The sequence below is a fragment of the Pseudomonas sp. Z3-8 genome, assembly GCF_051131975.1.
Taxonomy (GTDB): Bacteria; Pseudomonadota; Gammaproteobacteria; order Pseudomonadales; family Pseudomonadaceae; genus Aquipseudomonas.
On the sequence record NZ_CP071643.1, the window covers coordinates 1,607,029 to 1,632,033 of the forward strand.

General features: G+C 62.5%; 23 protein-coding genes and 1 riboswitch. Of the genes, 13 read left to right on the forward strand and 10 right to left on the reverse strand.

Annotation, left to right across the window (positions count from 1 at the left end; genetic code table 11):
• Positions 1-147 precede the first annotated feature (147 nt).
• The 4 genes from J3P94_RS07580 to J3P94_RS07595 form a co-directional block, all read right to left on the reverse strand.
• Positions 148-552 (reverse strand): META domain-containing protein, encoded by a 405-nt coding sequence (locus J3P94_RS07580; protein ID WP_434572412.1) that lies wholly within the window; start codon positions 550-552, stop codon positions 148-150.
• Complete coding sequence (locus J3P94_RS07585; protein ID WP_434572413.1) at positions 552-986, reverse strand: hypothetical protein; 435 nt, start codon at positions 984-986, stop codon at positions 552-554. The genes J3P94_RS07580 and J3P94_RS07585 overlap by 1 nt, the downstream gene beginning before the upstream one ends.
• A 182-nt stretch (positions 987-1,168) precedes the next feature.
• Positions 1,169-2,158, reverse strand: a complete 990-nt coding sequence (locus J3P94_RS07590; protein WP_434572414.1) for a 2-hydroxyacid dehydrogenase — start codon at positions 2,156-2,158, stop codon at positions 1,169-1,171.
• A 66-nt stretch (positions 2,159-2,224) separates the two neighbouring features.
• Complete coding sequence (locus J3P94_RS07595; protein WP_434572415.1) at positions 2,225-4,975, reverse strand: response regulator; 2,751 nt, start codon at positions 4,973-4,975, stop codon at positions 2,225-2,227.
• A 215-nt stretch (positions 4,976-5,190) separates the two neighbouring features.
• Between J3P94_RS07595 and J3P94_RS07600 the strand changes: the two genes are divergently transcribed.
• From J3P94_RS07600 to J3P94_RS07630, 7 genes are all read left to right on the forward strand, one after another.
• Entirely contained in the window at positions 5,191-5,913 is a 723-nt protein-coding gene (locus tag J3P94_RS07600; RefSeq protein ID WP_434572417.1) for a response regulator transcription factor, read from the forward strand.
• Entirely contained in the window at positions 5,900-7,321 is a 1,422-nt protein-coding gene (locus J3P94_RS07605; protein ID WP_434572418.1) for a histidine kinase sensor domain-containing protein, read from the forward strand. Before J3P94_RS07600 ends, J3P94_RS07605 begins: the two co-directional genes overlap by 14 nt.
• Positions 7,322-7,505: 184 nt before the next feature.
• Entirely contained in the window at positions 7,506-8,408 is a 903-nt protein-coding gene (cysM, locus tag J3P94_RS07610; RefSeq protein WP_305499413.1) for a cysteine synthase CysM, read from the forward strand.
• A complete protein-coding gene (rlmD, locus tag J3P94_RS07615) occupies positions 8,408-9,778 on the forward strand; it encodes a 23S rRNA (uracil(1939)-C(5))-methyltransferase RlmD (protein ID WP_434572419.1) in 1,371 nt (456 codons plus the stop codon). Before cysM ends, rlmD begins: the two co-directional genes overlap by 1 nt.
• Before the next feature lie 101 nt (positions 9,779-9,879).
• Entirely contained in the window at positions 9,880-12,126 is a 2,247-nt protein-coding gene (relA, locus tag J3P94_RS07620; protein ID WP_305499415.1) for a GTP diphosphokinase, read from the forward strand.
• Between the two features lie 133 nt (positions 12,127-12,259).
• Positions 12,260-13,093, forward strand: coding sequence for a nucleoside triphosphate pyrophosphohydrolase (gene mazG, locus J3P94_RS07625; RefSeq protein ID WP_434572421.1), 834 nt, complete (start codon positions 12,260-12,262; stop codon positions 13,091-13,093).
• A 26-nt stretch (positions 13,094-13,119) separates the two neighbouring features.
• Entirely contained in the window at positions 13,120-13,659 is a 540-nt protein-coding gene (locus J3P94_RS07630) for a DUF2058 domain-containing protein (RefSeq protein WP_305499418.1), read from the forward strand.
• Between the two features lie 137 nt (positions 13,660-13,796).
• Here J3P94_RS07630 and J3P94_RS07635 read toward each other — a convergent pair whose 3' ends face one another.
• The 4 genes from J3P94_RS07635 to purM all read right to left on the reverse strand — a co-directional run bounded on the left by J3P94_RS07635 (position 13,797) and on the right by purM (position 16,805).
• Positions 13,797-13,991, reverse strand: a complete 195-nt coding sequence (locus tag J3P94_RS07635; protein ID WP_434572423.1) for a hypothetical protein — start codon at positions 13,989-13,991, stop codon at positions 13,797-13,799.
• A gap of 383 nt (positions 13,992-14,374) precedes the next feature.
• Positions 14,375-15,088: a DUF3108 domain-containing protein gene (locus tag J3P94_RS07640; RefSeq protein WP_305499421.1), complete on the reverse strand. Its 714-nt coding sequence runs from the start codon at positions 15,086-15,088 to the stop codon at positions 14,375-14,377.
• Between the two features lie 8 nt (positions 15,089-15,096).
• Complete coding sequence (gene purN / locus J3P94_RS07645; protein WP_434572425.1) at positions 15,097-15,747, reverse strand: phosphoribosylglycinamide formyltransferase; 651 nt, start codon at positions 15,745-15,747, stop codon at positions 15,097-15,099.
• Positions 15,747-16,805, reverse strand: coding sequence for a phosphoribosylformylglycinamidine cyclo-ligase (purM, locus tag J3P94_RS07650; protein WP_434572426.1), 1,059 nt, complete (start codon positions 16,803-16,805; stop codon positions 15,747-15,749). Before purM ends, purN begins: the two co-directional genes overlap by 1 nt.
• A 366-nt stretch (positions 16,806-17,171) precedes the next feature.
• Between purM and J3P94_RS07655 the strand changes: the two genes are divergently transcribed.
• From J3P94_RS07655 to J3P94_RS07675, 5 genes are all read left to right on the forward strand, one after another.
• Positions 17,172-18,230 (forward strand): DUF2066 domain-containing protein, encoded by a 1,059-nt coding sequence (locus J3P94_RS07655; protein WP_434574123.1) that lies wholly within the window; start codon positions 17,172-17,174, stop codon positions 18,228-18,230.
• Between the two features lie 32 nt (positions 18,231-18,262).
• Positions 18,263-19,336, forward strand: coding sequence for an AI-2E family transporter (locus tag J3P94_RS07660; RefSeq protein ID WP_305499429.1), 1,074 nt, complete (start codon positions 18,263-18,265; stop codon positions 19,334-19,336).
• Positions 19,337-19,505: 169 nt separating this feature from the next.
• Complete coding sequence (gene hda / locus J3P94_RS07665; RefSeq protein WP_003178999.1) at positions 19,506-20,210, forward strand: DnaA regulatory inactivator Hda; 705 nt, start codon at positions 19,506-19,508, stop codon at positions 20,208-20,210.
• Between the two features lie 214 nt (positions 20,211-20,424).
• A complete protein-coding gene (locus tag J3P94_RS07670; RefSeq protein ID WP_434572429.1) occupies positions 20,425-21,051 on the forward strand; it encodes a C40 family peptidase in 627 nt (208 codons plus the stop codon).
• A gap of 166 nt (positions 21,052-21,217) precedes the next feature.
• A complete protein-coding gene (locus tag J3P94_RS07675; RefSeq protein ID WP_434572431.1) occupies positions 21,218-21,751 on the forward strand; it encodes a C40 family peptidase in 534 nt (177 codons plus the stop codon).
• 60 nt (positions 21,752-21,811) lie between these two features.
• Here J3P94_RS07675 and J3P94_RS07680 read toward each other — a convergent pair whose 3' ends face one another.
• Positions 21,812-23,122: a PQQ-dependent sugar dehydrogenase gene (locus tag J3P94_RS07680; RefSeq protein ID WP_434572433.1), complete on the reverse strand. Its 1,311-nt coding sequence runs from the start codon at positions 23,120-23,122 to the stop codon at positions 21,812-21,814.
• Positions 23,123-23,331: 209 nt separating this feature from the next.
• Complete coding sequence (locus tag J3P94_RS07685) at positions 23,332-23,916, reverse strand: hypothetical protein (protein WP_434572435.1); 585 nt, start codon at positions 23,914-23,916, stop codon at positions 23,332-23,334.
• Positions 23,917-24,075: 159 nt separating this feature from the next.
• Positions 24,076-24,308: riboswitch (cobalamin riboswitch) on the forward strand.
• A gap of 82 nt (positions 24,309-24,390) precedes the next feature.
• Here J3P94_RS07685 and cobO point away from each other — a divergent pair.
• On the forward strand, positions 24,391-25,002 hold the full coding sequence (gene cobO / locus J3P94_RS07690; protein ID WP_305499435.1) for a cob(I)yrinic acid a,c-diamide adenosyltransferase: 612 nt from the start codon (positions 24,391-24,393) through the stop codon (positions 25,000-25,002).
• Positions 25,003-25,005: the final 3 nt, after the last annotated feature.

A 25,005-nucleotide genomic window follows, 5' to 3' on the forward strand; every position in this document is an offset into this window, starting at 1 on the left:
CTATCTGACACAGCGCAGTGGCAGATCCATTTTGGGGCCGCTTCGCAGCCCAGCGGGAGCAAGCTCCCTCGCCACAGGGGGGGGTGACCAGGCCACAGGAGCCAACCTTTTCTCTAGTCCGGACTGGTGCATCGGTCAGCCCAGGTATCAACCCTCTTCCAGCCACCACCGCAGCGGCTTGCCCTGGGCCGGCCAGAAACGCGTCTGGCCCGTAGGAGACACGTCCCAGCGTTCGACCTTCTCCAGCGTCTGCAAGAAACGCGTCTCTTGCTCCATCAACGCCGGGGCGCAGAGTTTGCGGGTGCTGCCGATCTTGCCGAAACTCAAGCGGTCGCCTTCCAGGGTGTAGGGCGCAAACCAGTGGTTGCAGCCGGCATTGCCGTAGGCACGACCGTCATCGTCGAGGGTGATGGTCAGGTGGCTGTAATCCATCAACGGCCGCTCGCCGATCCATTCGAGGATGTAGCTGCGGTTGGGTTGCAGTCGCACCGGATCGGCGGCGCAACCCATCAGGCCGACGCCCATCAGCGTGGCCAGGACCAGATGTTTCATCAGGCGGCTTCCTGGCATTTCGGGCAGCGGTGTTTCTCCCCGTCGGTCGTCCAGCCCAGCTCGGCAATGCGTGCGCTGGCGGCCGGTTTCTGGGCCTTGGTGCCGAGCTTGGCATCGACGGCGAACTCGAAGCTCAGTTCCTTGGCGCATTGGTCGCACTTGACCTGCCAGGTGTGGATCGCCAGTTCACCGAACACCGGACCGGTGGTCATGGCGGTCCATTGGCCGATCGGCTTGAGCAGATGGCGAACGGTGTCGACGGTCAGGCGCATGGAAAGGTCCTTGCTGCCCTTGAGGGTGACGAGCAATACGTCGTTGGCCTGGATCGAGCCGCCATTGCCGGTGACCTGGTAACGGCCCGGCGCCAGGGCGCGGACCTCGGTCAAGGTGTGCTGCGGGTTCATCAGGGTGTAGCGAAAATCGTGTTCGGCCATGGGTCCTCCAGATAGGCGCGATATGCTAGCACGGGGGCTGGCTTGGGCATCGCCTACAAGCGGGGCGGGCCGACGAAATCCCCCTGTGGGAGCGAGCCTGCTCGCGAAAGCGGCGCCTCAGTCGATCGATGTGTGGCTGACACACCGTCTTCGCGAGCAGGCTCGCTCCCACAGGGGATGAGTCAGCCATCCACCAGATTCTGCGGAGCGCCAGCCGCCCAGGCGGCGATGTTGTCGAGGGTGGTGGTGGCAATCGCGGCCAGTGCTTCGCGAGTCAGGAACGCCTGGTGTGCGGTCACCACGACATTGGGGAAGGTCAGCAGCCGCGCGAGCACGTCGTCCTGCAACGGCAGGTCGGAGCGGTCCTCGAAAAACAATTCGGCCTCTTCCTCGTAGACATCCAGCCCCAGGTAACCCAGCTGGCCGCTTTTCAGCGCTTCGACCAGTGCCGGCGTATCCACCAGGCCGCCGCGTCCTGTGTTGATCAGCATGGCGCCGCGTTGCAGGGTTGCCAGGGAATGAGCATTGATCAGGTGTCGGCTCTGGTCGTTGAGCGGGCAGTGCAGGCTGATGATCTGCGCCTGCGCCAGCAGATCGGCCAAAGGCAGGTAGCGGGTCCCCAAGGCTTCGACCTGAGGGTTGGGGAACGGGTCGTAGGCCAGCAACTGGCAACCGAAACCGGCCATGATCCGGGCGAAGGTCGCGCCGATCTGTCCTGTTCCGACCACGCCCACGGTCTTGCCCACCAGGTCGAAGCCGGTCAGGCCATTCAGGCTGAAATTGCCGTCCCGGGTGCGGTTGCAGGCGCGGTGCAGGCAGCGGTTCAAGGCCATGATCAATGCCACCGCATGTTCAGCCACCGCATGGGGCGAGTAGGCCGGCACCCGGGCGATGCTCAACCCCAGACGCTTGGCGGCGGGCAGGTCGACATGGTTGAAGCCGGCCGAGCGCAGGGCAATCAGCCGGGTGCCGCCGGCCGCGAGCCGTTCCAGCACCGGCGCGCTCAGGTCGTCGTTGATGAAGGCGCACACCACCTCGCACCGTTCGGCCAGGGCCACGGTGTCGAGGCTCAGGCGTGCCGGCTGGAACTGCAATTCAAGGCCGGCAGGTACGGCGGCCTTGCTGAAACTGTCACGATCGTAGGTCTGGCTGCTGAATAGAATTGCACGCATGGCGGCCTCCTGGCGCTGGGATGAACCGAGCTTAACAGCCATTGTGCCGGTGACCATTGCGCTGGGTCAGGCGCTGATGCGCGCCTCGCTGGCCAGCCTGTGGATGGCACGGTCCAGATCGTCCAGGGCCGCGGCAGCCCGCGGGTCTTGCTGCTTGAGCAAGGTTTCGCTGCGCTGGCAGGCGGCGCGCAGTTGCGGTACGCCGCAATAGCGCGTGGCCCCGTGCAGGCGGTGGACCCGTTCGATCAGCGCGTTGTGGTCGTTGGCCTCGCTGGCCTGGCGGATCGCTTCGCGGTCGGCTTCAAGGGAAGCGAGCAACATCGCCAGCATGTCCGCCGCCAGGTCGGCCTTGCCGGCGGCCAGGCGCAGGCCTTCCTCGTGGTCGAGCACCAGCAGCTCGCTGCTGCCTTGGGCATCAGCGCCCCGATCCGGGGTCTGGTTGCGCAGCGCCAGGCCGGTCCACTTGAGTACGACCTGGGCCAATTGCCGCTCGCTGATGGGCTTGGTCAGGTAGTCGTCCATGCCGCTTTGCAACAGGGCCCGCTTCTCGTTGGCCATGGCGTGGGCGGTGAGGGCGACGATCGGCAGTGGCGTGCAATGCCGCTCGCTTTCCCATTGGCGGATCGCTTCGGTGCTCTGGCGGCCATCCATGCCGGGCATCTGTACGTCCATCAGGACCAGGTCGAAGGTTTCCTTCTGCACGGCCTTGACCGCCGCGTAACCACTTTCCACCGCCAGCACCCGGGCGCCCATGTCTTCGAGCAGGGTCTGCACCAGCAGCAGGTTGGCCGGGTTGTCGTCCACGCACAACACCTTGGGCGCGCGGCTGGCCACCGGTTCATTGGGTTCGGTGCGGGTCGGGCGCGGGTTGACCAGGTCGGAAAGCGACCGGCGCAGCTTGCGGGTGCAGGCCGGCTTGGCCTGCAATTGACTGTGGGGGTTGGGCACCGAGAGATGGAACAGCGTCTGTTCGGTGGTGGGGCACAGCACCAGCACCTTGCAGCCCAGGTGCTCGAGGTCCCAGATGTGCTGGTTGAGACGCTCCGGCGGCATGTCGTTGCTGGTGATGCCGAGCACGGCCAGGTCAATCGCCTGGTCCGTCTGATGGGCGACGGTGACGCCGTTGGTCAGGTTTTCCAGGGTATTAAACGGCGTCACCTGCAAACCGCAGTCCTCCAACTGGTGCTGCAAGGCCTGGCGGGCCAGCTCGTGATTTTCCAGAACCGCCACGCGGCGCCCCAGCAGCGGCGGGCCGGGCAGGTCTTCGGCGTCGTCGCGGGTCTTGGGCAGGCGCAGGCTGATCCAGAACTCCGAGCCTTCGCCCGGCGTGCTGTCGACGCCGATCTCACCGCCCATCTGTTCCACCAGTCGCTTGGAAATCACCAGGCCCAACCCGGTCCCGCCGGGCTGCCGGGACAAGGAGTTGTCGGCCTGGCTGAAGGCCTGGAACAGCGCCCGCACGTCCTGGCTGGACAGGCCGATGCCGGTGTCCTGGATGCTGATGCGCAACTGCACGCTGTCTTCGTGCTCATCTTCGAGCATGGCGCGGGCGACGATGGTGCCTTCACGGGTGAACTTGATGGCGTTGCTCACCAGGTTGGTGAGGATCTGCTTGAGCCGCAGCGGGTCACCCACCAGCGACAACGGCGTGTCGCGGTAGACCAGGCTCACCAGCTCCAACTGTTTGGCGTGGGCGGCGGGGGCGAGGATGGTCAGGGTGTCCTGCAGCAGGTCCCGCAAGTTGAAGGGGATGCTGTCGAGCACCAGCTTGCCGGCCTCGATCTTCGAGAAGTCGAGAATCTCGTTGATGATGCCGAGCAGGCTGTCGGCGGATTTTTCAATGGTGCCCAGGTAGTCGAGCTGGCGCGGGGTCAGCTCGCTTTTCTGCAATAAATGGGTGAAACCGAGGATGCCGTTGAGCGGCGTGCGGATTTCATGGCTCATGTTCGCGAGGAATTCGGACTTGATCCGGCTCGCTTCGAGCGCTTCCTTGCGGGCCAGGTCCAGTTCGATGTTCTGGATCTCGATGGTTTCCAGGTTCTGGCGTACGTCTTCGGTGGCCTGGTCGATGCTGTGCTGCAACTCTTCCTGGGCATTCTGCAAGGTGCCGGCCATGCGATTGATACCCGACGCCAGCTCATCCAACTCCTGGCTGCCCAACGGTGGCAGGCGGGTTTCCAGATGCCCGTCCTTGAGCTGCGCCACGGCCTGCTTGATCTGGCTCAGCGGTCGATTGATGGTGCGGCCCATGCGCAGGGCCAGCAGCGCGGTGCAACCCAGGCCGGCGGCGATCAGCAACAGGCTGGCGAACAGGCTGCGGTAACCGCGCAGCAACATGCCGCTGTGGGACAGCTCCAGCTCGACCCAGCCCAGCAGGCGATCGGCTTCTTCGGGAATCAGTTCGCCAGCCAGGTTGCGATGCTTGCCGAACACCGGCAGCAGGTAGCGTGTGGCGTCGTTGCCGGTGCGTTGCAGCAGTTGGCTGCTGTTGCCCTCCGGCGCCCGGTTGAGCATGGTCGGGCCGGCATGGGCGAGCGGTGTGCGGTCGGGGGCGAGGAAGGTCACCGCGCGAACGTCGGCTTGCTCGAGGGACTGGGTGGCGACGCGTTCCAGCAGCTCGATGTCCTGGCGGCTCATGGCCGGAGCGACCAGCGGTGCCAATTGTTCGGCGATCATTTCACCGCGTTGCAGCAACTGAGCGTGCAGGTCCGATTGCTGCATCCAAGTGAAATAACCGCCCAGGACCAGCGCCATCAAGGTGGTCGGCAGCAGGGTGAGCAGCAGCACACGGCCTTTGATTCCCAGTTTCTTGAGCACACTTGTCTCCTGCATCCAGCGGTCCGATTGAGCTTTGCGCGCATCCGGCGCGCAACATCTGCGCAGTGTAGCGATTTGCAGGCGAGCCTTCTTCGTAAAATTCATCTCCTCGCGCATCCCGATCTGCTGGCCATTTGCCGTGGCGATACACGGCGGTTGCCTGTCGGGAGCCGATCTTGAATAATCGTTCAACTGAGAATTGTTTGCAGATACTGATGAATCCCATCCCCGCTGTGCCGCCGCGCATCCTTGCCATCGAAGACGACCCCGTGCTGGGCGCTTATGTCCATGAGCACCTGGCCCGCAGCGGCTTCGAAGTGACCTGGTGCCAGAACGGCCAGGATGGCCTGGATATCGCCTGCCGGCAGGCTTTCGACGTGGTCTTGATGGACATCCTGCTGCCCGGGCTGGATGGCCTCGCGGTGCTGACCCGTTTGCGCAGGAGCCATTCGACCCCGGTGTTGCTGATGTCTGCCCTGGGCGCGGAAGCGGATCGCATCAGCGGCTTTCGCCTCGGCGCCGACGATTACCTGCCCAAACCGTTCAGCATGGCGGAGTTGCGTGTGCGCATCGAGGCCATCCTGCGCCGAGTGGCGCTGGATCGGCGCCCGGCCCAAATGATGACTCTGCCCCAGGCGCAGGACCTGGACTTTGATGAGCAACGCAGCGATGTACAGGTCCAGGGCCAATGGGCAGGGCTGACGCGCAGCGAATACCGTTTGCTCGACGTCCTGCACCGCAGCGACAGTGAAGTCCTGAGCAAGGCCTTCCTCTATCAGCATGTGTTGCAGCGCGGCTATGCACCACATGATCGCAGCCTGGACATGCATGTCAGCCAGATCCGCCGCAAGCTCAAGTCTATCGGCTACACCGCGCGGGAGCTGCGCACGGTGTGGGGCAAGGGCTACCTGTTGAGTGCCGTCGATGAAGTGGTCTGATCTGCCTGGGCGGCACTCGTTGTTCTGGAAACTGGCATGCCTGCTGGTGGCGTTCTGTCTGCTGATGATCTGGCTGAGCTGGTCCTGGGGCCGTTATATGGAGGAGCGCAACCAGTTTCTCTCGGACCAGGCCCGCGGCACCCTCACGCGTTACGCCGCCGAGGCCGAGCACGCGTGGCGTTCCGGTCAACAGGCGGGAGTGGACCGCTGGTTGCAAGGCATGCAGCCGCGCGAGGCAAGCTGGGTGGGGGTGATCGGCCCCGACCTGCAATCGTTGAGTGGGCAGCCGTTGACCGAGAAAGAGGTCGAGCGGCTGACCTTCCTCCGTGGTCTGGATTGGCCGATCCACAAGAAGGGCCGACCGTGGCTGCGGGTGCCGTTCCCCGGCGACCCGTCCGTCGGCAGTCTGGTGATCGAACTGCCCGAGCGTTTCCTGCCGGGGCAGTACCAGTTGTTCTGGCGCGTGATGACCAACGGCGTGATTCCCGGGCTGTTCACGCTGTTGCTCTGTGTCGGGCTGTATCGCCTGCTGGTGGTGCCGCTCAATCAACTGCGCGAACAGGCCAATGCCTGGCGGGCCGATCAGCTGGGCGTGCGCCTGTCCAGCCGCACCACCGAGCGTGCCGATGAACTGGGCGAGCTGGGGCGGGCGTTCGATCACATGTCCGAGCGGTTGCAATCGACCGTCGCGCTGCAACAGCAACTGCTCCGCGACCTGTCCCATGAGCTGCGCACACCGCTGAGTCGCCTGCAAGTCGCCAGCGACAGCGAGCAGGACCTGGACCAGTTGCGCGAGCGCGTCGCCCGGGAAGTCGAGGGCATGCAGCGACTGGTCGAGGACACCCTGCAACTGGCCTGGCTCGACACCGAACGCGCGCCGTTGGCGGTCGAGGCGATCCAGGTCCAGGCCTTGTGGGAAATGCTCACGGAAAATGCCTGTTACGAAAGCGGCTGGCCCAGCGCTCAACTGCAATGCGCGGTCGATGCCGATTGCTGGGTCCAAGGCAACCTCAATACCTTGGCGCAGGCTTTGGAAAACATCCTGCGCAACGCCATCCGGCACTCGCCGCCCGGCGGCGTGGTGCGGCTGGACGGTCGACGTGAGGGCGGTTTCTGGCTGCTGTGGCTTGAAGACGACGGCGGTGGCGTGGCCGAGCAGGATCTTGAGCGTATTTTCGACCCGTTCACCCGTCTCGATGGCTCTCGCCCGGGAGACGGCGGTTTCGGGCTGGGCCTGAGCATTGCCCGTAATGCGCTGGCGCGCCAGGGTGGGCGGCTGTGGGCGCAGAACGGCAGGAAGGGCTTGCGGTTGAACCTGCGTCTGGTCGCCACTCAAGCAGCCACCGCCCCCGTGGCGAGGGAGCTTGCTCCCGCTGGGGCGCGAAGCGGCCCCCTGCAACCTGCCTGACACCACCAAACCCGAATTGGGGCGACTTCGTCACCCGGCGGGAGCAAGCTCCCTCGCCACGGGAATGCGTTTGGGCTAAAGCTGCTTATTCCCATAAGCCATAACCACCACACTTTGCGTGATATGGCCTCGCCGGGTTTGCCGGTATGATAGGCGCCCCCGCAGCCCGGATTGCGAATACGCCATGACTTTGCAGTACCCAACCATCGCCGATTGCGTCGGCAACACTCCGCTGGTTCGCTTGCAGCGCCTGCCTGGCGCGACCAGCAATACGCTTTTGCTCAAGCTCGAAGGCAACAACCCGGCGGGTTCGGTCAAGGACCGGCCGGCGCTGTCGATGATCACCCGTGGCGAATTGCGCGGCCAGATCCGCCCCGGCGACACGCTGATCGAGGCGACCTCCGGGAACACCGGCATCGCCCTGGCGATGGCGGCGGCGATCAAGGGCTACAAGATGATCCTGATCATGCCGGACAACTCCAGCGCCGAGCGCAAGGCGGCGATGACGGCCTATGGCGCCGAGCTGATCCTGGTGACCCAGGAAGAGGGCATGGAAGGCGCCCGTGACCTGGCCGAGCGCATGCAGGCCGAGGGCCGGGGCAAGGTGCTGGATCAGTTCGCCAACGGCGACAATCCAGAAGCCCACTACACCACCACCGGCCCGGAGATCTGGCGCCAGACCGATGGCACGATCAGCCATTTCGTCAGCTCGATGGGCACCACCGGCACCATCATGGGTACTTCTCGCTACCTGAAAGAACAGAACCCGAACGTGCAGATCATCGGCCTGCAACCGATGGAAGGCTCGGCCATCCCCGGCATTCGCCGCTGGCCCGAGGAATATCTGCCGAAGATCTACCAGGCCGATCGCGTGGATCGCATCATCGACATGGCCCAGAGCGAAGCCGAAGACGTGACCCGTCGCCTGGCCCGTGAAGAAGGTATTTTCTGCGGCGTGTCTTCGGGCGGTGCCGTGGCGGGCATGCTGCGTTTGTCGAAGGAAGTGGAAAATGCAGTGATCGTCGCGATCATCTGCGACCGTGGCGACCGTTACCTGTCGACCGGCATCTTCGACGCGCCCAACTGATGGCCAAACAAGAAAGAGGCTTGCGCTTCCAGCCCAGCGGCGGAAGCCGGGCCCCGCAAGTGCCCACCGGCAAGAAGCAGCGCCTGACCATTGAACGCCTGGCCAACGATGGCCGGGGCATTGCGTTTGTCGACGGGCGGACCTGGTTTGTCATCGGCGCCCTGGCTGGTGAAGAGGTCGAGGCGCGGGTGCTCGGTGCCCACGGCAAAGTGGTCGAGGCCCGCACCGAACGGGTGTTTTCCTCCAGCGAACTGCGTCGTGCAGCGCCCTGCGTGCATGCCGGTCGCTGCGGCGGTTGCAGCGTCCAGCATTTGCCCCATGGCGAACAGCTTGCCCTGAAACAGCGCATGCTCGCCGAGCAACTGTCGCGGGTGGCCGGTGTCGAGCCGGATGAGTGGGCCGCGCCGTTGAGCGGGCCGGAGTTCGGCTACCGACGTCGCGCCCGGGTGGCGGTGCGTTGGGATCAGAAAGCAAAAAATCTTGAAGTGGGTTTCCGTGCCGTCGGCAGCCAGGGCATCGTAGCCATCGGTGAATGTCCGGTGCTGGTACAGCCCTTGCAGCCGATCATGAGTCGCCTGCCGGAAATGCTCCGTCGCTTGGGCAAACCCCAGGCGCTCGGTCATGTCGAGTTGTTCGCCGGCTCGTCCCTGGCGTTATTGCTGCGGCATATGGCGCCGTTGTCGGAAGCCGACCTGACGATCCTCAAGGATTTCTGCGCGTTCCATGAAGCCCAGTTGTGGCTGCATGGCGAAGGCGAGCCGCAACCGGTCGATCCGGGCCAGGCCCTGGGTTATCGCCTGGAAAGCTGGGACCTGGAACTGGCTTACCGGCCGGGGGATTTCATTCAGGTGAACGCCGCCGTCAACGAGGCGATGGTCGCCCAGGCGCTGCAATGGCTGGCGCCTCGACCCGATGAGCGAGTGCTGGACCTGTTCTGTGGCCTGGGCAACTTTGCCTTGCCGCTGGCCAGGCAGGTGCGCGAGGTCGTGGCGGTGGAGGGCGTGCAGACCATGGTCGAGCGCGCGGCGGCGAACGCCCTCAGCAACAATTTGCATAACACTGCCTTTTTTCAGGCCGATTTATCCCAGCCTTTGGCGGGTGCCGAGTGGATCGGCGAAGGCTTTTCTGCGGTACTCTTGGACCCACCCCGTGATGGTGCTTTCGAGGTGGTGCGCAAGCTGGCCTCGCTGGGTGCCAGGCGGCTGGTTTATGTGTCGTGCAACCCGGCAACTTTGGCCCGGGACACGGTCGAATTGATCAAGCAGGGCTACCGGTTAAAACGTGCCGGGATTCTCGATATGTTTCCTCAGACGGCGCATGTCGAGGCCATGGCGTTATTTGAAGCGAGCCAGGATGGCTTGTCCGACTGACCCGTTCGTGCCGACCCGCCACAGCCCTGGGCGGAAACACGGGCAACGAAGGTCAGCGATGTGGACGCATTGAATCTGCGTCATAGGGAAGGTAAGTAAAGATGGTACAGGTGAGAGCACACCAGCCGATCAACACCGACGGCAGTATCAATCTCGAGGCTTGGCTCGATCACGCGGTCAGTATCGATCCGGCACTGGATCGCGAAGCCTTGAAGCAAGCCTGCGAGTTCGCTCGCGAGGCAGAACAGCAACACAACGCGGCGAAGAACCTGTGGTCCGAAGGCACCTCGAGTTTCCAGACGGGCCTTGAGATCGCCGAAATCCTCGCCGACCTCAAGCTCGACCAGGACTCGCTGGTCGCCGCGGTGCTGTACCGCGGCGTGCGTGAAGGGCAGATCCAGCTGCCGATGGTCAACCAGCGTTTCGGCACCGTGGTCGCCAAGCTGATCGACGGCGTGTTGCGCATGGCGGCCATCAGCGCCAGCCTCAGCCCGCGCCAGTCCATGGTCCTGGGCACCCAGGGCCAGGTGGAAAACCTGCGCAAGATGCTCGTGGCCATGGTCGACGATGTGCGTGTCGCGCTGATCAAGCTGGCCGAGCGCACCTGCGCGATCCGCGCCGTGAAATCCGCCGACGATGAAAAGCGCAACCGTGTCGCCCGTGAGGTGTTCGACATCTACGCGCCGCTGGCTCACCGTCTCGGTATCGGTCATATCAAGTGGGAGCTGGAGGACTTGTCCTTCCGCTACCTGGAGCCTGACCAGTACAAGCAGATCGCCAAGCTGTTGCATGAACGACGGCTGGATCGGGAGCGCTTCATTACCGATGTCATGACTCAGTTGCGTGAGGAATTGCAGGCCACCGGCGTGGAAGCCGATATCAGTGGCCGGGCCAAGCACATCTATTCGATCTGGCGCAAAATGCAGCGCAAAGGCCTCGAATTCAGCCAGATCTACGACGTTCGCGCCGTGCGCGTGCTGGTTCCGGAAATGCGCGATTGCTACACCGCGCTGGGGATCGTCCACACCTTGTGGCGGCACATTCCGAAGGAGTTCGACGACTACATCGCCAACCCCAAGGAAAACGGCTACCGCTCGCTGCACACCGCGGTCATCGGCCCCGAAGGCAAGGTCCTGGAAGTGCAGATCCGCACTCATGCCATGCACGAAGAAGCCGAGCTGGGGGTTTGCGCCCACTGGAAATACAAGGGCACCGACGTCAAGTCCGGGTCCAACCATTACGAAGAGAAAATCTCCTGGCTGCGCCAGGTGCTGGAATGGCACGAGGAACTGGGTGACATCGGCGGCCTGGCGGAACAGCTGCGGGTCGACATCGAGCCGGACCGGGTCTACATCTTCACGCCCGACGGCCACGCCATCGACCTGCCCAAGGGCGCGACGCCGCTGGACTTCGCCTACCGGGTGCACACCGAGATCGGCCACAACTGCCGTGGCGCCAAGATCAACGGGCGGATCGTGCCGCTCAACTACAGCCTGCAGACCGGCGAGCAGGTCGAAATCATCACCAGCAAGCACGGCACGCCGAGCCGCGACTGGCTGAACCCGAACCTGGGCTACATCACCACTTCGCGGGCGCGAGCGAAAATCGTCCACTGGTTCAAGTTGCAGGCTCGCGACCAGAACGTTGCCGCCGGCAAGACCCTGCTCGAGCGCGAGCTGAGTCGCCTGGGCCTGCCGCAGGTGGATTTCGACAAGCTGGCTGAAAAAGCCAACATGAAGACCGCCGAGGACATGTTCGCCGCCCTTGGCGCCGGCGACCTGCGCCTGGCGCAACTGGTCAACCTCGCCCAGCAACTGGTTGAGCCGGAACGCGGCAACGAGCAACTGGAACTGATCCCGCGCAAGGCCACCGGCTACAAGCCTGGCAAGCGCGGCGACATCCAGATCCAGGGCGTGGGCAACCTGATGACCCAGATGGCGGGCTGCTGCCAGCCGCTGCCGGGGGATGCGATCGTCGGCTACATCACTCAGGGCCGTGGCGTGAGCATTCACCGCCAGGATTGCGCCTCGGTGCTGCAACTGGCCGGTCGCGAACCGGAGCGGATCATCCAGGTCAGTTGGGGCCCGGTGCCGGTGCTCACCTACCCGGTGGACATCATCATCCGCGCCTACGACCGTTCCGGCCTGCTGCGTGACGTGTCTCAGGTGCTGCTCAACGAGCGGATCAACGTGCTGGCGGTCAACACCCGCTCGAACAAGGAGGACAACACCGCGCTGATGTCCCTGACGATCGAGATTCCGGGGCTGGATGCACTGGGGCGGTTGCTGGGGCGGATTTCCCAGTTGCCGAACATCATCGAGACCCGGCGTAATCGGACGCCGGGTTAAAGGTGAGGCACAGTCCAAAAGTGTGGGAGCGAGCCTGCTCGCGAAGGCGGTGTGTCAGCTGGTATGTTTTGACTGATGTACCGCTTTCGCGAGCAGGCTCGCTCCCACAGGGATTTTTTTGGTGGGATGATTGATGTACAGCCTCGAAGACCTGCTCCACCTGATGAACCGCTTGCGCGACCCGCAATACGGCTGCCCGTGGGACATCACGCAAACCTACGCAACCATCGTCCCTCACACCCTGGAGGAAGCCTACGAAGTGGCCGACACCATCGAGCGCGGCGACTTCGATCACCTTCAAGGCGAATTGGGCGATTTGCTGTTCCAGGTGGTGTATTACTGCCAGCTGGCCCGGGAAGAAAACCGTTTCGAATTCGCCAGCGTGGTCGATAGCATCACCCGCAAGCTGATTCGCCGCCATCCCCATGTGTTTCCCACCGGTGACCTTTACGCAGCCGAGGATACCCCGCGCCTGAGCGAAGAGCAGGTCAAGCAGCGCTGGGAGGAAATCAAGGCAGAGGAGCGCGCCGAGAAGGCCTCGGTGCCCGAGCAGTTGTCATTGCTTGACGATGTACCGACGGCATTGCCGGCCTTGTCGCGGTCGGCGAAGTTGCAGAAGCGCGCCGGCCAGGTCGGTTTCGATTGGCCGGGACCGCTACCGGTGCTCGATAAGGTCCGTGAAGAGCTCGACGAAGTGCTCGAAGCCATGGCGGACAATGACACCGCGGCCATCAGCGACGAAGTGGGTGACCTGCTGTTCAGCGTCGTAAACCTGGCTCGACACTTGAAGGTCGACCCCGAAACGGCCCTGCGTGGCGCCAATGCAAAGTTTGAAAGACGTTTCCAATTTATCGAACAGGCATTGCGCGAGACCCACCGTCCCATGGAAGATTGCACCCTCGAAGAGTTGGACGCCTTGTGGGGCGAAGCCAAACGTCAGGAAAAGAATTTGCCCAGCTGTGGCTGAGGCCGTTGCCTAAGTGAGTAAGCACCATGAGCCTTTCCCTTCGCGACCAGTTGCTCAAAGCAGGGCTGGTCAACCAAAAGCAAGCCAAGCAGGTCGGCAAAGAGAAACAGAAGCAGCAACGCCTGGCCCACAAGGGCCAGGTCGAACTGGACGACTCCCAGCAGCGTGCGGCCCAGGAAGCCATGGCCGAGAAGGTCAAGCGCGACCAGGAGCTCAACCGCCAGCAGCAGGAAAAGGCCGAGCAGAAGGCCCGTGCCGCGCAGATCAAGCAATTGATCGAGGTGTCGCGCCTGCCGAAGCTGACCACCGATGACTACTACAACTTCGTCGACGACAAGAAGGTCAAGCGCATCTCGGTCAATGCGCTGATGCGTAACAAGCTGAGCAGCGGTTCCCTGGCGATCGTCCATCATGCCGGGAGCTATGAAGTGATCCCGCGCGAAGCGGCGCTGAAGATCCAGGAGCGCGACCCCAAGCGCATCGTCCAGCTCAACACCCAGACCGAAGAAGTGGATGCCGATGATCCGTACGCGGCGTATCAGATTCCTGATGATTTGATGTGGTAAGCGGGGAAATACTATTGAGTTGAACACAAACCCTGTGGGAGCGAGCTTGCTCGCGATAGCGGCCTATCAGTGACAGAGATGTTGGCTGATGCCCCGCTATCGCGAGCAAGCTCGCTCCCACAGGTGTTTTGCGTGGTTCAGGAATGCGAGGTGTCACGCAAACGCTGCCGCTCCTCACGTTCCAGCTCGGCCTTGTAGTTATGAGCGTCCGTCTCGGAATGGAACATGCCCACCAGCAGATCCTGTTGATGCACATCCCAGATCCGGATACCGGCGGCAATACCTTCGTGGGACATGTGGGCGTCGTCGCGTTCAGTTACTTTCACAGTCATCTTGCAAGCTCCAATCTCTGTTATCTGCAGCAAGGCGTGTGCAGGGTTTTGTTATAGATTTGGATAGCGAGCTAAGTAAATGCCCCGGTTCGTTAAGAAGTCTTCATGCAAAGCGCAGTGATCCTGCAGGCCAGGCGGTGCGCGGCATTCGGTCGCAGGTGGCGTTCATGAAGAAGGTTTCATGTTGTAGCGGCAAGCCTTGAGTGAAAGCAAAACCCCTGTGGGAGCGAGCTTGCTCGCGATAGCGGTCGCACATTCAATATCGATGCAGGCTGACTCACCGCTATCGCGAGCAAGCTCGCTCCCACAGGTATAGGTGGTGGGCTTGAAACTCGGGCAACAAAAAGCCCCGCATGTGCGAGGCTTTTTGTTGCCGGTATGGATCAGCTGCCTTTCACAGCCTTGCCGTTGACCGTACCGTCCTGGAGCATGATGTTGTACTCCTTGCCGTCGGTCTCGACTTGCTGCAAGCGTACCAGCAGGTAATCCCAGTCCTTGGCGAACCAGAGCACGGTGATGCGCTTGCTTTGTGTCGGGTCGCGCACGCGCTCGACCTTGATGGCGTCGATCTGGCCGGCCTTGGTGTCGACTTTTTCCGAACCAAGCACGCGGAAGTCATAGGTATCGATTTCACCGTCATCGACGACCTGATAACTCATGCTTTTCTTACCGGCCGCCACGTCGTGCTGCAGGGCCAGTTGGTACGTGGATTTGTCAACCATGCCGCGATTCAACGGAAGCTTGACCGCGTCACCGCGATCGGTGCCGGTGACCATCTTGGCATTCCAGTCGAAATCCAGGTCAGCCTTCTTGGCCTTGCCCAGGCCACCGCGCTCGAAGTGATAGGACTGCGGCAGCAGGGTGTCCTTGTCCAGGGTCAGGGTGCTTTCTTCGGTCAGGCTGGCGATCATCATCGATGCCTTGAAGCTCAGCTTCCAGGTGCCGTTGGCCTCCTTGGTCAGGCTGCGCTCGGCGGTGCCGCTCATGGGCAGCTGTTTCCAGTCGGCGGTATAGCTGGCGGAGAACGGTTGAAGGTCTGCGGCCTGTGCCAGGGGCAGGGCAAGCAGAGCGCAAGCGAAGAGCAGGGCGCGACGCATAAAATCTCCTAGTATCGAATCAAATGGCCGCTGGCGGCGAGCAACTGGCCGTCCAGTGAGGCTCCGCGATCGTCGAGTGTCAGCCGGCCTTCGGCAAACCAACGCACGGCCATCGGGTAGATCTGGTGTTCGCGGGCGTGGACCCGTTGCGCCAGGCTTTGCGGCGTGTCGTGCAACTCTACCGGTATTACTGCCTGTACGACCAGTGGTCCGCCATCGAGTTCCTCGGTGACAAAGTGAACCGAGCAGCCATGCTCCGTGTCACCGGCCTCCAGCGCACGCTGGTGAGTGTGTAACCCTTTGTGTTTGGGCAACAGCGACGGATGGATATTGAACAGGCGGCCTTGGTAGTGACGCACAAAACCGGCGCTGAGGATGCGCATGAAACCGGCCAGGACCACCAGTTGCGGATTGAAGGCGTCGATCTGTTCGATAAGCGCGGCATCGAAGGCCTCGCGACCGTCGAACGCCTGGTGATCGAGGACGCGGGTATCGATACCCGCCTCCTTGGCACGTTGCAGGCCGTAGGCATCGGCGCGGTTGGAAATCACCGCGCGGATCCGGACCGGGCTGTCGTCGGTCCGTGTACTGTCGATCAGGGCCTGCAGGTTACTGCCGGTGCCGGACAACAGCACCACGACGTCACAGGTTGCGGACATCAGTGTGCCTTGAGGTTTTTCAGCTCGACCTGTGCGGCGCCTTCGGCCGCGGTGGCGATCTGGCCGATGACCCAAGGCTGCTCGCCCGCGTCGCGCAGGACGTTCAGCGCGGTTTCGACGTGCTCCTGGGCCACGCAGATGACCATGCCCACGCCGCAGTTCAGCACGCGGTGCATTTCGGTTTCATCGACGTTGCCTTTTTCCTGCAGCCAGTCGAACACCGCCGGACGGGTCCAGCTCGCCACGTCGACCACGGCCTGGGCGCCTTTTGGCAGCACGCGCGGGATGTTGTCCAGCAGACCGCCACCAGTGATGTGGGCCATGGCCTTGACGGCGCCGGTATCCTTGATCAGCTTGAGCAGCGGCTTGACGTAGATGCGCGTCGGGGCCATCAGCAGGTCGGCGAGTGGCTGGCCGTCGAGCTGGGTGTTCTCGATATCGGCGCCCGAGACTTCGATGATCTTGCGGATCAGCGAGTAGCCGTTGGAGTGCGGGCCGGAAGATGGCAGGGCGAGCAGGGCGTCGCCGGCGGCGACTTTCGAGCCGTCGATGATCTCGGCCTTTTCCACGACGCCGACGCAGAAACCGGCCAGGTCGTAGTCTTCGCCTTCGTACATGCCTGGCATTTCAGCGGTTTCGCCGCCGACCAGCGAGCAGCCGGACAATTCACAGCCGGCGCCGATGCCGGTCACGACCTGGGCGGCGGTGTCGACGTTGAGTTTGCCGGTGGCGTAGTAGTCGAGGAAGAACAGTGGTTCGGCGCCGCAGACCACCAGGTCATTCACGCACATGGCCACCAGGTCGATGCCGATGCTGTCGTGCTTGTTCAGGTTCAAGGCCAGGCGCAACTTGGTGCCGACGCCGTCGGTACCCGAGACCAGGACCGGTTGCTTGTAGCCGGCCGGGATCTCGCAGAGGGCGCCGAAACCGCCCAGGCCGCCCATGACTTCCGGGCGCGCGGTGCGCTTGGCGACGCTCTTGATGCGTTCGACCAATGCTTCACCGGCGTCGATGTCTACACCGGCGTCCTTGTAGCTCAGGGAGGGTTGCTTGCTCATGATCCAGGCCTTTAAAGGGGGGATTTCTGGGTAACGACCGATCGCCGGGGCCATTGAATAACCGTTGTACGAATTATTCCGGGTGCCCAGCCATTGCCGGTCTGCGAAGGCGCGCGATTTTATCAGGCTTGTGGACCAGCGGCCATCCTCGCGCCGACGGGCAGGGACATATCCGCCAAAAAAAACCGTTATTTCTTGTATTGGTACTGGGCGACGCGTCTGTATAAGGTGTAGCGCTAAGCGGCTATGGTTATGACAGTAGAAAACTTGCGCTGGGTGGTGAATGTTTTCCCCGGTGCCGTGGTCACAGCCATGCTCAATCTTCTCCACACGGCCGGTGCCAGCCGTTATGTCCGGGAATCTTCCATGCGTCTTTTCAAACTCTTGTCCATGGGCTGCCTGTCGCTGATCAGCCTGGCGAGCCATGCCGAAACCCTCAATAACCTTTATCAGGTGCGTGAGCCGGTCAGCAGCCAGGCGCCGGATGAGCGAAACCAGGCAACGTTGCGAGCGTTGGACACCCTGGTGCTGCGCCTGACCGGCGACGCCAAGGCCGCGCAGAATCCCGGCCTGGCGGCGATCCGCAAGGACCCGCAGCAGATCATTCTGCAGTACGGCTACGACGCCGGTCCTCCGGAAAGCCTGCAGGTGGACTTCGATCCCGCCAGCACCGACCGGGCATTGCGTTCGGCGGGGCTGCCGCTCTGGGGCGCGAATCGTCCATCGATTCTAGGCTGGTGGCTGAATGACTCGGCGGAAGGCTCCAGCCTGGTCGGCGATGGCCAGGCCAGCGCCACGCCTCTGCGCCGCGCGGCCCAGCACCGGGGCTTGCCGTTGCACTTGCCGATGGCGGACTTGAGCGAGCAGATTGTCGCCACCGCGCCGACGTTGCAAGGCAACGATCCGGCGCCGTTGCGTGAAGCGTCGGACCGGTATGGCTCGGATGCCTTGCTGGCGGTCCATGCCAAGGAAGAGGGTGGCCAGTGGCAGGCCACCTGGCGCGTGTGGCTGGGCGACCAGCGCGAACAGGGCAGCGCCCAGGGCGCCGATCCCGCTGCGCTGGCCGATGCCGTGATGTTGGCGGTGAGCCAGCGCCTGGCGCCGCGTTTCGTGGCCAAGCCGGGCGTGGCGACCGAGCAGTTGCTGGAAGTCCAAGGCGTGAATCTGGAGCGTTATGCAGCGCTGGGGCGTCTGCTCGAACCGTTCGCTGGCCAGGTGCAGCGGGTCGAGGGCGACATGATCGTCTACAAGGTCAACGGCAGCGCCGAGCAATTGAAGGCACAACTGGCCCTGGCCAAACTGCAGGAATTGCCACCGGGTGAAGCCGTCGCGCAAGCGCCTGCGGCGCAGCCGGCCGCCGACGGAACGGTTCCGGTCGCGACACCGACACCGTCGCCGGCGGCTAACTTGCGATTCCGCTGGTAGTTTTCTTTCTTTTATAGGGGCAGGAGTGGTTCATGGGCGATACGCGGCGTTGGTTCTGGTTGGGTGGGGTCGCCCTGCTGATTGCATTTATCTACTTGCTTCACCCGATCCTCACGCCGTTCCTGGTTGCGCTGTTACTGGCCTATCTGTTCGATCCGGTGGTGGATCGCTTGGAAAAACTCGGGCTGTCCCGGACCTGGGGCGTGGTGGCGGTGTTCGCGTTGTTTACCTTGATTGTCAGCGCTCTGCTGCTGGTGCTGATACCCATGCTGGCCAAGCAATTGGTGCGCCTGTACGAGCTGGCACCGCAGATGCTCGATTGGCTGCAGCACACCGCGGTGCCGTGGGTGCAATCGAAGCTGGGCCTGTCGGACGGTTTCTGGAAGTTCGACAAGGTCAAGGCCGCCATCAGTGAACACATGGGGCAGACCACCGATATCGTCGGCGTGGTATTGAGCCAGGCCACGGCTTCGAGCCTGGCGCTGATCGGCTGGCTGGCGAACCTGGTGCTGATCCCCGTGGTGGCCTTTTATCTACTGCGCGATTGGGACCTGATGATGGCGAAGATCCGCAGCCTGCTGCCGCGTCATCGCGAAGAACGCATCATGACGCTGACTGGCGAATGCCACGAGGTGCTGGGGGCGTTTGTCAGGGGGCAGTTGCTGGTCATGGTCGCGTTGGGTTTCATCTACGCGGCGGGGCTGATGCTGGTAGGGTTGGAGCTGGGCCTGTTGATCGGCCTGATCGCCGGGTTGGCGGCCATCGTGCCTTACATGGGGTTTGTCATCGGGATTGGCGCGGCGTTGATCGCCGGGCTGTTCCAGTTTGGCGGCGACCTGTATCCCATGGTCGGCATCGTCGCGGTATTCATGGTCGGGCAGGCGCTGGAGGGCATGGTGCTGACGCCGTTGCTGGTGGGAGATCGTATCGGCTTGCACCCGGTGGCGGTGATCTTCGCGATCCTGGCGGGTGGCGAGTTGTTCGGCTTCACCGGCATCCTGCTGGCGTTGCCAGTGGCGGCGGTGATCATGGTGCTGGTGCGTCATATGCACGATCTGTACAAGGATTCCGACATATATAGCGGCGCAGAGGACCCCGACCTCTAGGGCAAATGGCAGGCGCAGCGTCAGGGAAACTGACGCTCCGTGCCCTTGCTGCTGCAAACCTTTGATTTTGCTCGTGGTCCGGCGCATTGTGCGGTCCGCGCCACGGGTATAAACTTTGCAAACTTTACACAGAGGCCACTAATGGTTCCCTTGGAACCGTTCAGTCAGCATGAAACCGATTCAGCTGCCCCTTGGTGTGCGTCTGCGTGACGACGCCACCTTCATCAATTACTACCCAGGCGCCAATGCCGCTGCACTCGGCTATGTCGAGCGGCTTTGCGAAGCCGACGCCGGCTGGACCGAGAGCCTGATCTATCTGTGGGGCAAGGACGGGGTAGGGCGCACGCATCTGTTACAGGCGGCGTGCTTGCGCTTCGAGCAGTTGGGTGAGCCTGCCGTGTACCTGCCACTGGCTGAGCTGCTGGATCGCGGGGTGGAAATCCTCGACAACCTGGAGCAGTACGAACTGGTCTGCCTGGATGATCTCCAGGCAGTGGCCGGCAAGGCCGATTGGGAAGAGGCGTTGTTCCATCTGTTCAACCGGTTGCGCGACAGTGGCCGGCGCCTGTTGATTGCCGCATCGACCTCGCCACGGGAGCTGCCGGTGAAGCTGGCCGACTTGAAATCCCGCCTGACCCTGGCGTTGATCTTCCAGATGCGCCCGCTTTCCGACGAGGACAAGCTTCGCGCGTTGCAATTGCGTGCATCTCGACGCGGCCTGCACCTGACCGACGAGGTCGGGCATTTTATCCTCACCCGTGGCACCCGCAGCATGAGCGCGTTGTTCGAACTGCTCGAACGTCTCGATCAGGCCTCACTCCAGGCCCAGCGCAAGCTGACCATTCCTTTTTTGAAAGAAACTTTGGGCTGGTAAAACGGTCGCGAGATGATGGCTTAAAGCCTCTTCTTAACCCGACGAAGCCCGCGGTTTTACTGGGCTGGAGGCCTGCAAGCCGCTCAATACGGGCTTAAGCGCTTAGATGTAAACGAGAAATCAAGAAGTCACATTTGCATCGATTGAATTTGCAAATGAGGTTGATAGAAGGCATAGTCTCGCCATCTTTACTACCTCAGCCACGGTCGTGCCCATGCTAAATCGCTTCGCACCCCTCGTGCCTCTCGCACTCGTTACCCTGTTGTTCGGTTGCGCTGCCCACTCTCCAGTGACCCAGCAAGCGCCCCAACCACAGGTGAATAACACCGTTACCGCCCAGTCTTCCGCCGTTGCGTTCCAGGAAGAAATGGCCTCCGACAAAGAGCTGGCAGACTTCGCCGGCAGCAAGCCTTATCAGCTTCCAGTGCTGGCAGACAGCATCCTGGAGCGCGGCATGTCGTTGATCGGCACACGTTATCGTTTTGGCGGGACCTCCGAAGCCGGCTTCGACTGCAGCGGCTTCATCGGCTACCTGTTTCGCGAAGAAGCGGGCATGACCCTGCCGCGTTCCACGCGTGAAATGATCAACGTGAAGGCCCCGCTGGTCGCTCGCAACCAGCTCGAACCCGGTGACCTGCTGTTCTTCAGCACCAACGGTCGTCGCGGTCGCGTCAGCCACGCCGGTATCTACCTGGGCGACAACCAGTTCATCCACTCCAGCAGCCGCCGTAGCGGTGGGGTGCGAATCGACAGCCTGGGCGACAGCTACTGGAGCAAGACCTTCATCGAAGCCAAGCGTGCCCTCGCCATGGCACCGACCGTAGTGACGGCTCGCAAGTAAACGCACAGTTTGTAAGGCAAAGTTAAAGTCTTACTTGAAGTTTGCCCCATAGCCGCTAGAATCCATGATCATTGATTGATGGCAATCCGCCTGCGTACTACGCGGGCGGACTTGTTTCCATCTCCACGGCAGAAATAGCCGCATCCAGATCAGGATTGTTGTGCCTATGTCGACGTCGGCCCGCCTCGCTCTCATGTTTCTTGCCGCACTGCTCAGCGCGTGCGCCAGTCGCACCCCGCCGCCCGCGCCAGTGCGGGCCCCGGTGGTGTTCGCACCTTCCCAGACTTTTTCTCCCGCCGCCGAAGACGTGCTGTTCCGGGCTTTGGGCCTGGTGGGCACGCCTTATCGCTGGGGCGGCAACACGCCGGATTCAGGTTTCGATTGCAGTGGCTTGATCGGCTATGTGTACCGTGACGCCGCGGGTATCTCGCTGCCACGCTCCACGCGCGAAATGATCAGCATGCGCGCGCCGGAAGTCGGCAAGGATGCGTTGCAGAGCGGCGATCTGGTGTTCTTCGCCACCAATGGCGGCTCCCAGGTCAGCCATGCCGGAATCTATGTCGGGGAGGGGCGCTTCGTCCATGCGCCGGCCACGGGCGGGACGGTCAAGCTCGACAGCCTGTCAAAGGCCTATTGGCAGAAAGCCTACCTGGGCGCCAAGCGAGTACTGCAGCCGGATCATCTGGCGCGTAATCCCTGATTTCTGCCGGGTAGGCTCTTGTGGCGAGGGAGCAAGCTCCCTCGCCACGGGTTTTCAGCTTTAGTTTTTTGACACCCGCCAGATTTTGTTCCCGACATCATCCGCCACCAACAACCCGCCCTGCTTGTCGATCACCACGCCCACCGGCCGGCCCTGGGCTTTTTCGTCTGCATTGAGGAAACCGGTCAACACATCCACTGGTTGCCCGACCGGTTTGCCGCCGCTGAACGGAACAAAAATCACTTTGTAGCCACTGTGGGGCTTGCGGTTCCAGGAACCGTGTTGCCCGATGAAAGCCCCTTCGGTGAACGGCGCGGGCAATTGGCTGCCCTCGGCGAAGCTCAGGCCCAGGGAGGCGGTATGCGGGCCCACCGCATAGTCGGGGGCGATGGCCTTGGCCACCAGCTCGGGGTTTTGCGGCTCGACCCGGACATCGATGTTTTGCCCGTAATAACTGTAAGGCCAGCCATAGAAGCCGCCGTCCTTGACCGACGTGATGTAGTCCGGCACCAGGTCGCTGCCGATCTCGTCCCGTTCGTTGACCGCCGTCCACAACGCGCCGCTGCGTGGCTCCCATGCCAGGCCATTGGGATTGCGCAGGCCCGCGGCGAAGATGCGATGAGTGCCTGTGGCGCGGTCGACTTCCCAGATCGCCGCCCGGCCTTCTTCCGCTTCCATGCCGTTCTCGCCAACGTTGCTGTTCGAACCGGTGGTCACGTACAGCTTGCTGCCGTCCCGGCTGGCGATGACGTTTTTGGTCCAGTGGTGGTTCAACGTGCCGCCCGGCAAGTCGACCACCTTGGTTGGCTGTGCCTTGATTTGTGTGTCGCCTTCCTTGTACGGGAAGCGGATCAGGCGGTCGGTGTCGGCCACGTACAGGTCATTGCCGACCAGGGTCATGCCGAACGGCGAATTGAGGTTCTCCAGGAAAATCGTCCGGGTCTCGGCGACGCCATCGTGATTGGCGTCTCGCAGCAGGGTGATGCGGTTGGGGCTGGGCACGCCGGCACCGGCCCGGCCCATGACTTTTTTCATGACCCAGCCACGTATGCCCTGGGTATCGTCGGGCTTGGGCGGGGCGTTGGTTTCGGCCACCAGCACATCGCCATTGGGCAGTATGTAAAGCCAGCGCGGATGATCCAGCCCTTCGGCAAACGCGACTACCTGCAGGCCTTGGGCCGGGGTTGGCTTGGCGCCGTCCGGCCAGCCGACCGCCTCGGCGATGTTCACGGTGGGAATCAGGGTCTTGTTCGGTTCGGGCAGTTTCGGCGACGGGCCGGTGCCGTCGGAAACCTGCAATGTGGAAGACTCGCCACACGCGACAAGCCCCGTAGCCAGGGCAATGATTAACAGATGAGGTGGCTTGAGCATGCGGGCTTCCCTATGAGTGCATGTGGTTACTCATAGAGGAGCGTAGACGTGGGATGGTTCAACGGTGGGTAACAACAGTCAGGCAGACAGATTCCTTTGTGGGAGCGAGCCTGCTCGCGAAAGCGCTATATCCGGCGATATCAGTGTTGACTGTTCTGCCGTCTTCGCGAGCAGGCTCGCTCCCACATGTTTTTCCACAGGTCGATGAATCAGCCGTGCGCCTGTTTCAGCAGCAGCGCAATACCCGGATGGTACTGGCCCGCCTCGTTGCGCAATTTGCGATAGGCGTAGGGAAAGTACCAGGCCACGGCGCAGGTGTTCTCCTTCTGCAGGTCGTCGATCATGTCCTGCAACTCTTCTGGCGTGGCGCTTTGCTGGGCTTTTTGCGGGGCAACGAACAGGCAGCCCAGTTTCAGGTCGCTGGCGTAGCTGATGCGCTTGGCGTCGCTGGCGGCTTCGAGCAAAGGTTGGGTCAGGTTCAGGTTGTTGACCTTCGGCCAGCGCTGGGTGGCCTGGATGAAGGCGCGCTCATCGGTGCTGGCGATGAACAGGTCGGCGCTGACGTTGCGTTCGCCTTCTTCATTCTGCTTGCGCGTCGCTGCGTTCTGCAGCGTGACCATCTCCGCCATCCAGGCAGCGGCAGACAGCAACCCGAGGTTGGCTTTTTGATCATGCCAGTAGGGGGTGTCGTTATCGCCGCGCACGGCGTTGTAGCGATCGATACAGTCGAACCAGCGTTCCAGCACCGGGCGCAGAAACTCCAGCTTCGGATTGCTGATGATCATGCCTTGCATGCGTTTGCCCTCTTGTTCTTGTGATAGCGGGTCGTAGTGTCTATTTGATATCACTTGCCACAGCTTCACACAAGATCGATGTCAGTTTATTGATCAGGACCACTCAATGAGCCGATGCATGTGGCGGCTTTAATTGACGCTCCATCCCCAACCCTCTAACCTTCGCGGCTTGTTTCAGGTGCTCTGTGGCGCGGTCGCGGCCGACAGAGTGAAACAGGGAAGCCGGTGAGCGAACGCGAACCCGGCGCTGCCCCCGCAACGGTAAATGAGTCAACGCTGTGCTTTGTGGCCACGCAGGCCACTCACCACTGTGTCGCAAGACATGGGAAGGCGCGCAGCCAGGCATTACGCCGCTCATGAGCCCGGAGACCGGCCTGATTCATCCAACGGCATCACGGTGGGCGATGCCAGGCTCGCTGCCGTCCTTTTTTCTGCCCGCCCGCCGTTATCCAGTCCCAACGGAGAGCTCCCCTCATGACCGATACGCCCGATCGCGACGAACGCCACCTGGCGCGCATGCTGCGCAAGAAAGCCGTGATTGACGAGCGCATCGCCAATTCACCGAACGAGTGTGGCCTGCTGCTGGTGCTGACCGGCAACGGCAAGGGCAAGAGCAGTTCGGCGTTCGGCATGCTCGCCCGTGCCATGGGCCACGGCATGCAGTGCGGCGTGGTGCAGTTCATCAAAGGGCGCAACAGCACCGGCGAGGAGCTGTTTTTCCGACGCTTCCCGGAGCAGGTGCGCTTTCACGTCATGGGCGAAGGCTTCACTTGGGAAACCCAGGATCGTCAGCGCGACATTGCCGCCGCCGAAGCCGCCTGGGCGGTATCGCGGCAACTGCTCGGCGATCCGTCGATTGGCCTGGTGGTGCTTGATGAGCTGAACATCGCTCTCAAGCACGGTTATCTCGATCTCGATCAGGTTTTGAGCGACTTGCAGGCCCGCCCGCCCATGCAACATGTGGTGGTCACTGGCCGGGGTGCCAAGCCGGAAATGATCGAGCTGGCCGACACCGTGACCGAAATGGGCATGATCAAACATGCCTTCCAGGCCGGCATCAAGGCGCAGAAAGGCGTTGAACTGTGAACG

Bases quoted from the DNA above. Each gene is read 5' to 3' on its own strand.
- purN (WP_434572425.1), bottom strand. From the start codon at position 15,747: ATGTCCGCAACCTGTGACGTCGTGGTGCTGTTGTCCGGCACCGGCAGT.
- relA (WP_305499415.1), top strand. From the start codon at position 9,880: ATGGTACAGGTGAGAGCACACCAGCCGATCAACACCGACGGCAGTATC.
- hda (WP_003178999.1), top strand. From the start codon at position 19,506: ATGAAACCGATTCAGCTGCCCCTTGGTGTGCGTCTGCGTGACGACGCC.
- purM (WP_434572426.1), bottom strand. From the start codon at position 16,805: ATGAGCAAGCAACCCTCCCTGAGCTACAAGGACGCCGGTGTAGACATC.
- J3P94_RS07640 (WP_305499421.1), bottom strand. From the start codon at position 15,088: ATGCGTCGCGCCCTGCTCTTCGCTTGCGCTCTGCTTGCCCTGCCCCTG.
- J3P94_RS07605 (WP_434572418.1), top strand. From the start codon at position 5,900: ATGAAGTGGTCTGATCTGCCTGGGCGGCACTCGTTGTTCTGGAAACTG.
- J3P94_RS07675 (WP_434572431.1), top strand. From the start codon at position 21,218: ATGTCGACGTCGGCCCGCCTCGCTCTCATGTTTCTTGCCGCACTGCTC.
- J3P94_RS07635 (WP_434572423.1), bottom strand. From the start codon at position 13,991: ATGACTGTGAAAGTAACTGAACGCGACGACGCCCACATGTCCCACGAA.
- mazG (WP_434572421.1), top strand. From the start codon at position 12,260: ATGTACAGCCTCGAAGACCTGCTCCACCTGATGAACCGCTTGCGCGAC.
- J3P94_RS07680 (WP_434572433.1), bottom strand. From the start codon at position 23,122: ATGCTCAAGCCACCTCATCTGTTAATCATTGCCCTGGCTACGGGGCTT.
- J3P94_RS07670 (WP_434572429.1), top strand. From the start codon at position 20,425: ATGCTAAATCGCTTCGCACCCCTCGTGCCTCTCGCACTCGTTACCCTG.
- cobO (WP_305499435.1), top strand. From the start codon at position 24,391: ATGACCGATACGCCCGATCGCGACGAACGCCACCTGGCGCGCATGCTG.
- rlmD (WP_434572419.1), top strand. From the start codon at position 8,408: ATGGCCAAACAAGAAAGAGGCTTGCGCTTCCAGCCCAGCGGCGGAAGC.
- J3P94_RS07600 (WP_434572417.1), top strand. From the start codon at position 5,191: ATGAATCCCATCCCCGCTGTGCCGCCGCGCATCCTTGCCATCGAAGAC.
- J3P94_RS07580 (WP_434572412.1), bottom strand. From the start codon at position 552: ATGAAACATCTGGTCCTGGCCACGCTGATGGGCGTCGGCCTGATGGGT.
- J3P94_RS07590 (WP_434572414.1), bottom strand. From the start codon at position 2,158: ATGCGTGCAATTCTATTCAGCAGCCAGACCTACGATCGTGACAGTTTC.
- J3P94_RS07655 (WP_434574123.1), top strand. From the start codon at position 17,172: ATGCGTCTTTTCAAACTCTTGTCCATGGGCTGCCTGTCGCTGATCAGC.
- cysM (WP_305499413.1), top strand. From the start codon at position 7,506: ATGACTTTGCAGTACCCAACCATCGCCGATTGCGTCGGCAACACTCCG.
- J3P94_RS07630 (WP_305499418.1), top strand. From the start codon at position 13,120: ATGAGCCTTTCCCTTCGCGACCAGTTGCTCAAAGCAGGGCTGGTCAAC.
- J3P94_RS07585 (WP_434572413.1), bottom strand. From the start codon at position 986: ATGGCCGAACACGATTTTCGCTACACCCTGATGAACCCGCAGCACACC.
- J3P94_RS07685 (WP_434572435.1), bottom strand. From the start codon at position 23,916: ATGCAAGGCATGATCATCAGCAATCCGAAGCTGGAGTTTCTGCGCCCG.
- J3P94_RS07660 (WP_305499429.1), top strand. From the start codon at position 18,263: ATGGGCGATACGCGGCGTTGGTTCTGGTTGGGTGGGGTCGCCCTGCTG.